At 74.8% G+C, this 12,470-nt stretch carries 10 protein-coding genes; 8 read left to right on the top strand and 2 right to left on the bottom strand.

The window, feature by feature from the left end; translation table 11 throughout:
* Positions 1 to 174: 174 nt before the first annotated feature.
* From AB0O82_RS10540 to AB0O82_RS10530, 3 genes are all read left to right on the top strand, one after another.
* Positions 175 to 1,485, top strand: coding sequence for an MFS transporter (locus tag AB0O82_RS10540; RefSeq protein WP_363582184.1), 1,311 nt, complete (start codon positions 175 to 177; stop codon positions 1,483 to 1,485).
* A 207-nt stretch (positions 1,486 to 1,692) separates the two neighbouring features.
* Complete coding sequence (locus tag AB0O82_RS10535; protein ID WP_363582182.1) at positions 1,693 to 1,926, top strand: hypothetical protein; 234 nt, start codon at positions 1,693 to 1,695, stop codon at positions 1,924 to 1,926.
* Between the two features lie 137 nt (positions 1,927 to 2,063).
* Positions 2,064 to 2,609: a methylated-DNA--[protein]-cysteine S-methyltransferase gene (locus AB0O82_RS10530; RefSeq protein WP_363582181.1), complete on the top strand. Its 546-nt coding sequence runs from the start codon at positions 2,064 to 2,066 to the stop codon at positions 2,607 to 2,609.
* Between the two features lie 83 nt (positions 2,610 to 2,692).
* Here AB0O82_RS10530 and AB0O82_RS10525 read toward each other — a convergent pair whose 3' ends face one another.
* Positions 2,693 to 3,781, bottom strand: coding sequence for an ATP-grasp domain-containing protein (locus AB0O82_RS10525; RefSeq protein WP_363582179.1), 1,089 nt, complete (start codon positions 3,779 to 3,781; stop codon positions 2,693 to 2,695).
* 378 nt (positions 3,782 to 4,159) lie between these two features.
* Between AB0O82_RS10525 and AB0O82_RS10520 the strand changes: the two genes are divergently transcribed.
* The 4 genes from AB0O82_RS10520 to AB0O82_RS10505 all read left to right on the top strand — a co-directional run bounded on the left by AB0O82_RS10520 (position 4,160) and on the right by AB0O82_RS10505 (position 9,963).
* On the top strand, positions 4,160 to 5,581 hold the full coding sequence (locus tag AB0O82_RS10520; protein ID WP_363582177.1) for a family 2B encapsulin nanocompartment shell protein: 1,422 nt from the start codon (positions 4,160 to 4,162) through the stop codon (positions 5,579 to 5,581).
* 272 nt (positions 5,582 to 5,853) lie between these two features.
* Entirely contained in the window at positions 5,854 to 6,903 is a 1,050-nt protein-coding gene (locus AB0O82_RS10515; protein ID WP_363582175.1) for a family 2 encapsulin nanocompartment cargo protein polyprenyl transferase, read from the top strand.
* Between the two features lie 292 nt (positions 6,904 to 7,195).
* Positions 7,196 to 8,545, top strand: a complete 1,350-nt coding sequence (locus tag AB0O82_RS10510; RefSeq protein WP_363582173.1) for a DUF1254 domain-containing protein — start codon at positions 7,196 to 7,198, stop codon at positions 8,543 to 8,545.
* 83 nt (positions 8,546 to 8,628) lie between these two features.
* The gene (locus tag AB0O82_RS10505; protein WP_363582171.1) at positions 8,629 to 9,963 is read left to right on the top strand and encodes a DUF1254 domain-containing protein; all 1,335 of its coding nucleotides are present in this window, start codon (positions 8,629 to 8,631) and stop codon (positions 9,961 to 9,963) included.
* A 45-nt stretch (positions 9,964 to 10,008) separates the two neighbouring features.
* On the opposite strand, the gene AB0O82_RS10500 is transcribed toward AB0O82_RS10505, so the two are convergent.
* On the bottom strand, positions 10,009 to 11,871 hold the full coding sequence (locus tag AB0O82_RS10500; protein WP_363582169.1) for a hypothetical protein: 1,863 nt from the start codon (positions 11,869 to 11,871) through the stop codon (positions 10,009 to 10,011).
* Positions 11,872 to 12,021: 150 nt separating this feature from the next.
* Here AB0O82_RS10500 and AB0O82_RS10495 point away from each other — a divergent pair.
* A partial coding sequence (locus tag AB0O82_RS10495; RefSeq protein WP_363582167.1) for an ATPase domain-containing protein occupies positions 12,022 to 12,470 on the top strand: 449 nt, incomplete at its 3' end.

The following is a 12,470-nucleotide window of genomic DNA, read 5'->3' as shown; positions in this document are numbered from 1 at the left end:
TCGGGTCGGACCCCTGAAGGCTATCTGCGAAGCGCAGTAAATCGCAGATGAACGGCCGTTTTTGAGGCCGTTTACTGCGGCAGTCGGCAGAGCGTGAAATATTGAGGCCAAAAGACTCAACTTTTCCCCGAAAACCCTTGAACGCCGTTCCCGTCCGGAGGCAGACTGCCGCCCATGGCAGTGGATGCGGAACGGATCCCGGCCCGCCGCCGGCGGCTGGGAGACCGGCTCGCCGTGCTGGGCGAGCGCGATTTCGCGTGGTTCTTCGTCGGCTACTCGACCTCCCTCCTCGGCTCCTCGATGGCGCCGGTGGCGGTGGCCTTCGCGGTGCTCGACGGCGGCGGCAGCGGAACCGACCTGGGGTGGGTGATGGCGGCCCGGATCCTGCCGGTGGTGCTGGTGCTGCTGGCCGGCGGGGTGATCGCGGACCGGTTCGGCAGCCGCCGGGTGATGCTGGGCGCGGACGTCCTGCGCGGGCTCGTCCAGGCGGTGTTCGCCGCGCTGCTGACGGCCGGGCGGGCGCCGGTCTGGGCGATGGTCGCGCTGGTGGCGGTGTGGGGGGTCGGGGAGGGGCTGTTCCTGCCGGCGCTCGGGGCGATCGTGCCCGGCCTGGTGCGCCGGAAGGAGCTCCTGGCCGACGCGAACACCCTGCTGGGGCTGGCCCGTTCGGTGGCCACGGTGGCCGGGCCCGCGACGGCCGGCCTGGTGACGGCGACGCAGGGCCCGGCGGTGGTCCTGCTGGCCGACGCGGTGACGTACGGCGTCGGCGCGTTCGCCCTGGCCAGGCTCCGGCTGCCCGACCGGGCGGCGAACGCGGCCGGAGGCGAGCAGTCGATGCTCGCCGAACTGCGGGCCGGCTGGTCGGAGTTCGCCTCCCGGCCGTGGTTCTGGATCACCACCGTCCAGATGGGCCTGTTCAACCTGCTGGTCTGGGCGCCGTTCCTGGTGCTCGGCCCGCTCACCGCGCAGCGGGACCTCGGCGGTGCCCGGGCCTGGGGTCTGGTGATGGGGGTGTACGGCGTCGGCGCGGTGCTGGGCGGGCTGGTGATGCTCGGGCGCCGGCCCGAGCGGCCGCTCGCGGTGGCCACCGTGGCCACGCTGGCCTGGGCGCTGCCCTCCGCCGCGCTCGCGGCCGGTGCGCCGCTGCCGTGGGTGGTGGCCGGCGCGCTGGTGGCGGGGGTCGGCTCGGCGGTCAGCGGGACGCTGCTCAGCACGACGATGCAGAGCTGGGTGCCGCCGGAGGTGCTCGGCCGGGTCAACTCCTTCGGGGCGCTCGGCGCGTTCGTGCTGGGGCCGCTCGGGCTGGCGGCGGCCGGACCGGCGGCGGACCGGATCGGCGTGGACAAGGTGCTGCTGCTCGGTGCGGTCTGGCAACTTGCGGCCGGTACGGTGGTGTTGGCGGTTCCGGCGGTTCGGAACCGCCGGTGGGAGGGGAGCCGGTACGGCGAGGACGGGCGTCACGGCGACCAGGAGGGCGCGCCCTGACCCGCGCTGGTCCGACCTTCCCGGGATCCGCCGACCACCCCCGAACGGCTCCGGGGCGCACCCCCGGCCCCGGTGCGGCCCACCGCGCCCGGCCGGCTCCGGAGCGCGACCAGGTCCGGCCGTCGCACCCCCGCCGCCCGCGGCGGGCGCCGCGGCCGGACCGGTCGTACCGTGGAGGGAGTGGGGGTGGACGGAGGAGGTTTGACCATGCCCGGTTCGCTCACCATCAGCCACCACGAGTCCGCGGCCACCCTGGACCGCACGGACGCCGATCGGCTCGCCACCGTACTGGCGGAGCTGGCGTACCTGCTGGAGATCCCGGGGCCGAACCGGATCAACGACGCGCAGCTCACCCTGCTGTGCGAGGGCCGGGCGCCGGACCGCGCCGAGCTGTCGCACTGGTCCCGGGCGCTCGCGGCCGAGCTGAAGGGGCGGCGCTGACGGCCCCGGTGCCCGCCGACGCCGGAGGCGCGCCGCCCCGCCCGCCGTACGATGGCGTGCGGGGCGGGCGGACGTCGTGCGCCCCGCGGGCGCCGGGGTGGCCGGCGGCCGGTCCGGCGGAGGGTGGGGGCCCGAGCGTGCCGCAGTCCTGGTCGATGTCCTGGCTGACCGTGGAGACGCCGCTGCCCAGCGGCCCGATGCACATCGCCGTGACGCCGCTGGGCGTGGCGGCGGCCGGGTACGGCGGGCGGGAAGGCGAACTGCCGCCGTGCACCGACGCGTCGAAGACCGCCGCCGTCCGGGACCGGATCGGCGCCTATCTGGCGGGCCGCAGCCGTGAGTTGGGCCTGCCGATCGACTGGAGCCTGAGCTCCGGCCCGCACCGCACCGTGCTGCGCACGCTCTGGCAGGAGGTGCCGTACGGCCGGACCATCACCTACGGCGAACTGGCGGCCCTCAGCGGGGTGTTCGAGGACGTGGCCGAGCCCGGTCTGGCGGCGCGGACGGTCGGCCAGATGATGGCCGCCAATCCCGTCGCCCTGCTGGTGCCCTGCCACCGGGTGGTGGCGGCGGACGGGATCGGCGGCTTCGGCGGCGGCCGGGTGGGGATCGACGTGAAGCGCTGGCTGCTCACCCTGGAGGGCGTGCTGGAGCCGACGCTCGACTGGAACGGCCCGCTGTAGCACCGGGGTTGCCGCCGGTTCGGCCGCGCCGAGCCGCGTGTCGCGGGTGAGCCCCGCACGAGCCGCCCGCCGTCGCGTCCGGGCTACCGCTGTCGGACGAGGGAGACCGGGGCGGGCGCCCGGCGCTGTAGCACCGGCTGGATGCCGGAGACCAGCGTGTACTCGACGCCGTGCACGTCCGGATCCACCCCGGTGGGCTCCGGCCGTTCGCCGAGCGCCAGCCGGACGGCGTCCCAGGGCAGATTGAGGCCGCACAGCCGCAGCTGGTGGAGCCCGGCGGCGGGCCGGGTGTTGACGTCGATCACCACCGGTCGCCCGACCAGTTCGCGGAACTGGATGTTGGACAGGTAGGCCATCCGGCCCGCCCCGACCAGGCGCCGGACCGGCTCCAGGTACCGCGGATCGGTGGTGAAGCCGCGGCGGCGGCCCGCCTTGGTGCGGCCGACCACGGTGAGCGGGTGGCCGGCCCGGTCGGCGAGGCAGTCCACCGAGACCTCCGGCCCGTCCAGGTAGGGCATCACCAGCAGGTCGACGGGCTCGTCCTGCTCGTCCTCCTCGTCCCCCGCGCCCGGTCGGGCGGACAGGGCGGCGGCCACCTGCTCGACCTGGACCCGGTGGTCCCAGCCGTGAAGCCGCCGCGGCCCGTACGGCTCCCGGGTGAGTACCCGGAAGCCCGCGCCGCCCGCGCCGGTGGTGGGTTTGAGGCAGGCGGTGTGCCCGGCGGCCTCGATCCGGTCGACGGCGTCGAGCAGTTCGTCGGCGGTGCGCACCCGCCACCAGGGCGGGGTGGGCAGTCCGGCGGCGGCGATCGCCCGGTAGCCGTCGGCCTTGCTGGTGTAGGTGGCGATGGCGGTGGCCGGCGGGCAGAGCAGGGTGGTGCCGATCGCCTCGAACTCCGGCCGGGCGAGGGCGATGGCGAGCTGGTGCAGCTGCGGGAGGAAGACGGTTATGGAGTGCCGGGCGCAGTAGTCGAGCGCGTAGCCGACGTAGGCGTCGGCGGGCAGGTCGGCGGGTTCCAGGGTGCCGTGGTCGGCGGCGGCGAGCACCGGGGAGTCGGGGTCGGCGTGGGTCGCGTGCACCGCCACCGGGCGAGGGGCGGTGCGGAGTTGTTCGATGAAGAAGACGTTCTCGGCGTAGGTGCGGTTGAGCCAGACACGGACGGGGGCTGTCAAGACTGCCTCCCAGGGCATGGGGTGACGAAGGGTCAGGGCTCGTGGTCGGCCGTGCTCGTCAACTGGCCTGGCGGCCCTGTGAGGTGGCACCCTAGCGGCCGGCTCCCCGGGCCCGGACGGGAGGGGCGTCGTGTGTGCGGGCGTCAAGGGGTGGCGACGGAGGGGGTGTCGATGGGGGAAGATGGGAGGCGGTATTCCCGATAAGTTCGAATAATCTGTCGAACAGATATCGATCGAGTGATCCAGTCGTACTATTTGTTCGGTTATCCCGAACCACTCGAATGAGTGATTGCGGCATGCACCCGAATGGGCCCACCATGAAGCTGCAACATGAATGCGCAAGGCGACACTTCATCGGGCATGCGAAGGGCTCCCCCTATGTCGACCGAAACCAATGCCGGTGTTCCCGCGCCCAGCGCGCAACCTGAGATCCGGCAGCAGCAGAGTCTGAGCACGGCGGGTGCGCGGAACCTCGCCACGACCACCAAGTCCGCGCCGCAGATGCAGGGCATCAGCCCGCGCTGGCTGCTCAGGACGCTGCCCTGGGTGCAGGTGTCCGGCGGTGCCTACCGGGTCAACCGCCGCCTGCGCTACTCGGTCGGCCGCGGTCGGGTGAGCTTCGTCAAGACCGGCTCCGAGGTGCGGATCGTCCCGCCGACGCTGGCCGAGGTGCCGGTGCTGCGCGGCTTCCAGGACGAGGCCGTCCTGACGGAGCTGGCCGGGCGCTTCGTCCAGCGGGAGTTCGCCGCCGGCGACGTACTGGTCTCCGCCGGTGCGACGATCAACGAGGTCTTCCTCATCGCGCACGGCAAGCTCGAACGGCTCGGCACCGGCAAGTACGGCGAGGAGACGGTGGTCGGCACCCTCGCCGACGGCGACCACCTCGGCGACGAGGCCCTCCAGCAGGAGGAGGGCACCTGGCCGTACACCGTCCGGGCCGCCACCTCCGGCACCGTGATGGCGCTCTCCTGGCCCGCCTTCCAGGAGCTCCACGACCGCTCCGAAGCCCTGCAACTGCAGGTCATCGAGTACCTGAACGGCTTCCAGCAGGCGCAGAACAAGCACGGCGAGGCCGCGATCGACCTCTCCGCCGGCCACCGGGGCGAGTACGAGCTGCCCGGCGCCTTCGTGGACTACGAGCTCAAGCCCCGCGAGTACGAGCTGAGCGTCGCGCAGACCATCCTCAAGGTCCACACCCGCGTCGCCGACCTCTACAACCAGCCGATGAACCAGACCGAGCACCAGCTCCGGCTGACCATCGAGGCGCTGCGCGAGCGCCAGGAGCACGAGCTCGTCAACAACCCCGAGTTCGGCCTGCTGGAGAACGCCGCGTACGACCAGCGGATCCAGACCCACTCCGGCCCGCCCACCCCGGACGACATGGACGAGCTGCTCAGCCGCCGACGCGGCACCAAGATGTTCCTCGCCCACCCCAAGGCCATCGCCGCCTTCGGCCGCGAGTGCAACAAGCGCGGCCTCGTCCCCGGCACGGTCGAGGTCGAGGGCAAGCACGTCACGGCCTGGCGCGGGGTGCCGGTCTTCCCGTGCAACAAGATCCCGATCGTCGGCGGGCACACCAGCTCGATCATGGCGCTGCGCGTCGGCGAGGACAACCAGGGCGTCGTCGGCCTGCACCAGACCGGAATTCCGGACGAGTACCAGCCGAGCCTTTCGGTGCGGTTCATGGGAATCGACGACAAGGCCATCATTTCCTACCTGGTCAGCGCCTATTACTCCGCCGCGATTCTCGTCCCGGACGCGGTCGGCGTCCTGGAGAACGTGGACGTCGCGCAGCGCTAGGCGCTGTCCGGGGCGCGGCTCCGTCATTCCGGCCGGGCGCGCGATATCCGGGCACGCGCCCAGGCCCCGGGGCCGGGCACCGACCGACCGGAGCCGGTCGGAATTCCACGCCGCCCGGTCGGGGCACCCACACCCCGGCCGGGCGGTGCGCCGCGGCACGTCCGGAAAGCGGGCCGGCCGCCGACTGGCCCGGCCGCCGACCGGGTCGGCCGACCCACGACCGGCACCTCACACCAGGCCGCCTCACCGCAGGCCGACAGGGGGAGAAACCCATGACGAGCTCCACACTGGAGCGGGACCACAAAGAGGGGAACGAGGCGGCGGACGTCCTCGCCCGGGCCCGCAACCTGGTCGATCCGGTCCTGCGGGCCGCCGTCGACTCACTGCCCGGCGCGATGCGCAAGGTCGCCGGCTACCACTTCGGCTGGTGGGAGGCGGACGGCTCGCCCGTCGAGGCCCCCTCCGGCAAGGCGATCCGGCCCGCCATGGTCCTCGCCGCCGCCCAGGCGCTCGGCGGCACGGCCGCCGAGGCCACCGCCGCGGCCGCCGCCGTCGAGCTGGTGCACAACTTCACGCTGCTCCACGACGACGTCATCGACCGGGACGAGACGCGCCGCCACCGGCCCACCGCCTGGCGGGTGTTCGGCACCACCGAGGCCATCCTGGCCGGGGACGCCATGCACTCGCTGGCACTGCGCCTGCTCGCCGAGGACGCCCACCCGGCCGCCCGCAGTTCGGTCCGCCGGCTCACCGACTGCGTGGTCGAGCTGTGCGAGGGCCAGCAGATCGACTGCGCCTTCGAGCAGCGCAGCGACGTCTCGCTCGCCGAGTGCCTGGCGATGGCGGAGGCCAAGACCGGAGCCCTGCTCGGCGCCGCCTGCGCGATGGGGGCCCTGTACGGCGGTGGGTCGGAGGAGGCCGTGCAGGCGATGGACGGCTTCGGCCGGGAGATCGGCCTGGCGTTCCAGCTGATCGACGACCTGATCGGCATCTGGGGCGATCCGGCGGTGACCGGCAAACCGGTGGGCGCGGACCTGGTCGCCCGGAAGAAGTCGCTGCCGGTGGTCGCGGCGCTGGGCTCCGGCACCCCCGAGGGGGCCCGGCTCGCCGGGCTGTACGCCCTCGAACGCCAGCTCAGCCCTGAGGAGTTGGCACAGTGCGCGGCGTCCGTCGAAGGCGCCGGCGGCCGCGGCTGGGCGCAGGGCGAGTCCTGCGAGCGGATGGCGGCGGCGGTGGCGCAGCTGGCCACGGCCGTCCCGGAGCCGTCGGCGGCCGACGAACTGCTGGTGCTGGCCGAACTGGTCACCCGCCGCAGCCACTGACCGGTCTCGTCTGACCGGTCTCGTCTGACCGGTCTCGTCCGACGGGGCTGGTCCAACCGGACTCGGCTGACCGGACTCGTCGGGAGCGGGAAGTCGGCCGGCCCGACTTCCCGCTCCGGGCCCGGAGCCGCAGCGCCGGTGGCCGGTGGCTGTCGGGCGCCCGGGAAGCGTCGGGCCACCCGACATGCTGACCCGCCCCGCCCCGCATAGCATCCCCTATGTACTCGTATGTCCAGAATTCCGGTGCGCGCCTGCGCCGCCGGCCTTCCGTGTACTGGGGAGAGCGACGAGCATGGCCAACCCGGCACTCGTGGACCCGGCCACGATCCGCGCGACCGCCGCCGAGGCCTGGATCCGTGGCTACCCGATCCTGCGGAACTATCGCACCCTGTACGCACAGGCACTGGACGACGCGGACCCGGGGTACGTCGGCGGCTTCGGCGTCTTCCGCCACCGCTCGCAGCCGTTCACCCCGGCCGACACCGACGTCGCCTCCCCCGACAACGACACACTGCACTCCTGGGCCTGGCTCGACCTGCGCGCCGAGCCGTGGGTGGTGTCCGTCCCGGCCGCGGACCGCTACTACGTCCTCCCGCTGCACGAACTCGACACCGTGTACGCCGGGTTCGTCGGTTCCCGGAGCACCGGCCAGGAGGCCGGCGACTACCTGGTGGCCGGCCCCGACTGGCAGGGCGAGCCCCCGCCCGGCGTCCGGGGAGTGCTCCGCACCGCCACCCGCCTGGTCGGCATCCTCGGCCGAACCCACCTCACCGGCGACACCCCCGCGGACGTCGCCGACCTGAAGGCCGTCCAGCAGCAGTACCGGCTGCGCCCGCTGCACGAGTACGCCGGCACCCCGGCGCCCGCCCCCGCGTCGGAGCCGGTCTGGCCGGTCTGGCGCGAGGAGGTGCTGGACACCGTCGAGTTCCTCAGCTTCCTCGACTTCCTGCTCGGCTTCTTCCCGCTCCGCGGGCCCGTCGAGCTGCCGCCCGCCGAGGTCGACCTGCGCGGCCGCCTCACCGACCTCGGCGTCGACGGGCGCGGCGAGTTCGAGCCCGCCACGCTGCCGATCGAGGTCCGGGCCGAGATCGAGCGCGGCATCGCGGACGGCCGCGCACGGCTGGAGCGCGCCGCCGCCGAATCCGAACCCACCAGCCCGGCCGCGCTCTTCGGCACCCGTGAGCGGATCGGCGGGGACTTCCTCCGACAGGCCCTCGGCGCCAGGCTCGGCCGCTACGGGCTGCCCACCGAGGAAACCTGGTGCGGCGGTTGGGCGGCGGACAGCGCGGGCAACCGGCCGCCGAACGCCAGCGACCGCGACTACGTCGTCCGCTTCGGCCCGGACGACCTGCCGCCGGCCCGGTACTTCTGGTCCGCCACCATGTACGCGCTCCCGGACCGCCTGCTGGTCGACAACACCCTGGACCGCTACGCGATCGGCGACCGCACCCCCGGCCTGGTCCGCGACCCGGACGGCGGACTCACCCTCCACGTCCGGCACAAGCGGCCCGCCGACGCCCAGCAATCCGCCAACTGGCTGCCCGCCCCGGACGGCCCGTTCACGGTCGTCGTCCGGCTCCACGGCCCGGACCGGTCCGTCCTCGACGGCCGCTGGCGCCTCCCGCCGCTCGACCCGAGCTGACCCGCAGCGCAGAAAAGCGCAGAAATCCGCACCGCAGAAATCCGCACCGCAGCGACCGCGCCGACCGGACGAAGGACACCCCGATGAACCACCCCGAGCTGGAGGCCCTGGCCGCCGACGCCTACGTCTACGGCTACCCGCTCGTCGCCGACCTCACCATGGTCGAGCGCTTCTCCAGGGGCGGCCTGGGCACCCTGCCGGCGGCGTCGTTCAACCACTTCAGCCACGCCACCCGGCTGGCCGGGCCCAAGGACCACTTCGTCTCGGTCAACAACGACACCCTCTACTCGATCGCCCAGCTCGACCTCTCCGAAGGCCCGCAGGTGCTGCGCGTCCCGGACACCGCGGGCGCCTACTACGTGCTGCAGGTCGTCGGCGCGTGGACGGACAACGTCGCCTACGTCGGCAGCCGAGCCACCGGCACCGGCGAGCAGACCTGGCTGATCGTCCCTCCCGGCTGGCACGGCACCCCGTCCGACCCGGCCCGGGTGATCGAGGCGCCGACCAGGGTGGCGACCGTCGTCGGCCGCTTCGCCTGCACCGGGCCGGACGACCTCCCCCGGGTCAAGGCCCTCCAGAAGGCCCTCACCCTGGAGCCGCTGGAGCCCGGCGGGCTGGTCGCCGGACTGCCCGAGCCCGATCCGGAGGTGCCCGAGCGGCTGGCCTTCTTCGAGCGGCTTCGGGTCTGGATGCAGGCCTTCCCGCCGGCCGGTCCGGACGTCGAGTACCAGCAGCGCTTCGCCCCGCTCGGCCTGCTCGACGAGGGCACCTCGCCGTACCGCGCGGCCGCCGCGGACTGGACCCTCGCGCTGGCCAAGGGCCTGGCCGCCGGCCGCGAACGGGTCGAGGACGCCACCCGCCCGCCCGAGGACCACCCGCCCGGCGAGTGGCGCTCGGCGCTCCACCTGTTCGACTACAACATCGACCACCTGGGCCCCGGCACCCTCGACGACCCCGAGTGGCGCATCCCCGACCGCCGCGCCGGCTACCTCAGCCGGGCCGCCGCCGCCCGGGCCGGCCTCTGGGGCAACCACGCCTACGAGGCCTCGTTCGCGATGACCTACGATGACTCCGGCGGCCGCCCGCTCAGCGGCGCGCACCGCTACACACTGCGGTTCGACCAGCCACCGCCCGCCGAGGCGTTCTGGTCCGTCACGATGTACGCGCTGCCGGACTACTACCTGGTGGACAACCCGATCGAGCGCTACGCGATCGGCGACCGCACCCCGGGCCTGGTGTACGGCGCGGACGGCTCGCTCACCCTGACGCTCCAGCACGAGCAGCCCGAGGACGAGGTGGAGGCGGCTAACTGGCTGCCCGCCCCGGTCGGCGAGTTCCGGCCGATCATCCGGCTCTACCAGCCGAAGCCGGCCGTGCTGGACGGCAGTTACCGGGTGCCGCCGATCGACCGGAGCTGACCGCCGTCGCCGCCGGGCGCGGACGTCGAGGGGGACACCGGCCGCTCAGTGCGGGGCCGGGGTCGCGGTGCCCGTCGCGGTGCCCGTCGGGGTGCCCGAGGGCGGTGGCGAGGACGGGTGCGCGGACGCCGACGCCGACGCCGACGCCGAGGACGACGCCGACGCCGACGACGAGGGAGCGCCGGCCGACGGCGACCCCGACGGGGACGGAGCCGCCGTGGCCGTCACCGACGGCTGCGGGGAACTGCTCGGCGGCGGGTCCGCCGTGGCCGACGCCGACGCCCCCGGTGCGGCGGGGGAGGAGGCCGAGCCGCCCCGGTTGTGCGGTCCGCCCTCCAGGGTGACGACCGCCTGCGAGGGCGGCAGCGCGATCCGGGCGGTCCAGTGCGCCGTGGGCGCGAGGTCCTCGTCCACGGTGACGGTCACGGTGATCCGCTGGCCCGGTGCGAGGGTGCCGGAGTCGCGGCTGAGCCGTAGCCAGGCGGCGTCCGTCACGGCGTGCCAGTGGATCTCGGTGGTGCCGGAGGTGAGGGTGAGGATGGTCCGGCTGCCGTACTCGGCGGCCTCGACGGTGAGCAGCCCGGCCGGGGCCGGTTCGCCTCCGCCCGGGCCGACCCCGGTCGCGGGTCCCCGCCCGACGGCGGGGGCGGGGGCGGCGACCAGGGCCGGACTGCCGATCGGGGTCGCCCCGCGGGCCGGTACCGGGACCGCCGGGCCCTGGAGGGTCAGCCGTGGAAAGGCGAGGGGCAACGTTTCTGCACCGATCACCCCGGCACCCACCGCCCCCGCACCCGCCAGCTCCATCCCCGGCACCCCCGGCAGCCCCGTGCCCGCCGGTGCGCCCGCCGTCGGCCACGGCTTCGACGGCTGCTGCCCGCCCGTCCGCCCGGCCTCCTCGACCCGCACCGTGGACACCGCGGCCGCCGTCCCCGCCCCGCTGCTCCGGTGCCCCGCCCACAGGGCGACCACCGGCGCCGCCAGGACGGCCGCGAGCACCCCGGTGGTCACCACCCGCCGACGCACCGCCAGTGCCCGGCCCGCGTCCGGCGCCCGGTGCCGGGGGAAGCCGCCCTGGTCGAACCGCAGCCCCGACTCGGCCGCCGGCACCGCCCCCGCCCGCCGCACCGCACCGACCGCCGACGGCAGGTGGCCGATCACCGACGGCAGGTGGGCCGCTCCGGCGCCCGGGGGTGCCGGAGCGGGAGCGGGAGCAGCCAGCAGCGGCAGCCCGGACATCCCCGCCGCGCCCTCCGTCGCCGCACCGGCCACCCGCCCCGCCGTCCCCCGGCAGGTCGGGCAGTCCACCACGTGCTGCACCAGCTCCCGGCGCAGCGCCGGGCCGAGCACCCAGTCCCGCCAGGACTCCGCCCCGGCCCCGCCGAGCCGGTCCAGCTCCGGGCAGCTGCCCACCCCGAGCACCAGCAACGCCGCCCTGGTCCTGGCCACCTCCGCCTCGGCGGCGGCGAGCAGCGCGCGGGTCCGCTCGAACGGCAGGCCCAGCACCGCCGCCACCTCGTGCGGGGTCAGCCGGTGCCGGACGGACAGCTCCAGCGCCTCGCGCTGCTCCGGGTCGGTGCCGGCCGCCTCCGGCCAGGCGAGCGAGGCCAGCTCGCGCCGCCGCCGGGCCGCCTCGGCCTCGGTCGGCTCCGCCGTGGCGTCCCGTCCGGCGCCGCCCGCGAGCCGCCGCAGGCAGCAGTACCGGGCCAGCGAGAACAGCCAGGCCCGGACCAGCCCGGGCTCGGTCAGCCGGGCGCCGTGCCGCCGTGCCAGTTCGCGGGCCTCGCGCAGGGCGCCGGTGGCCGCGTCGTGCTCGCACAGCACCGAGAGGCAGTAGGTGAACAGGCCGTCCACCTGCCGGTCGTACGCCGCCAGCACGGCGGCCGGCGGCCCTTCAGTACGCGTTGTCACCCGTCCGACGGTAGAGACGGCGGGCGGCGCACCCCGGCCGTTCGCCGTGTATGTACTTCTTTCGGGTAACAACATCGCCCATCTGTGTGGGTTTGGGCCCGGCTCCGGTGGAGCAAGGCGTTGTCGGACCCAGGCGCTACGGTGGGCCGCATGGCTGCCCGTACCAAGACCACCGCCAAGCCGCGCCCGGCGTACCGCTGCACCGAGTGCGGCAACCAGCTGCCCAAGTGGGTCGGCCGCTGCCCGGAGTGCAACGCCTGGGGCACGGTCGAGGAGTACGGCGCGGTGCCGATCCGGACGACCGCCGCGGGCCCGGTCAGCTCGCCGGCCCGTCCGATCGGCCAGGTGGACGGCCAGGTCGCGACGGCCCGCTCGACGGGCGTGCCGGAACTGGACAGGGTGCTCGGGGGCGGGCTGGTCCCCGGCGCGGTCGTCCTGCTGGCCGGCGAGCCCGGCGTCGGCAAGTCCACCCTGCTGCTGGACGTGGGGGGGCCGGGCGCCCCCCCCCCGCCCCCCCCCCACGACGGGACCCGCGGGGGGTGGGGCGGGGCGGGGGTGGGGGGCCCGCGGGGGGGGCCGGTTAGTGGGGGGTGCCGCCC

This window comes from Kitasatospora sp. NPDC088264, assembly GCF_040685715.1.
Lineage (GTDB): Bacteria > Actinomycetota > Actinomycetes > Streptomycetales > Streptomycetaceae > Kitasatospora.
This window is presented reverse-complemented; position numbering and strand designations above follow the sequence as displayed.

Coding starts and splice junctions, on each gene's coding strand:
- AB0O82_RS10515 (WP_363582175.1), top strand. CDS start 5,854: ATGACGAGCTCCACACTGGAGCGGGACCACAAAGAGGGGAACGAGGCG.
- AB0O82_RS10540 (WP_363582184.1), top strand. CDS start 175: ATGGCAGTGGATGCGGAACGGATCCCGGCCCGCCGCCGGCGGCTGGGA.
- AB0O82_RS10510 (WP_363582173.1), top strand. CDS start 7,196: ATGGCCAACCCGGCACTCGTGGACCCGGCCACGATCCGCGCGACCGCC.
- AB0O82_RS10505 (WP_363582171.1), top strand. CDS start 8,629: ATGAACCACCCCGAGCTGGAGGCCCTGGCCGCCGACGCCTACGTCTAC.
- AB0O82_RS10535 (WP_363582182.1), top strand. CDS start 1,693: ATGCCCGGTTCGCTCACCATCAGCCACCACGAGTCCGCGGCCACCCTG.
- AB0O82_RS10520 (WP_363582177.1), top strand. CDS start 4,160: ATGTCGACCGAAACCAATGCCGGTGTTCCCGCGCCCAGCGCGCAACCT.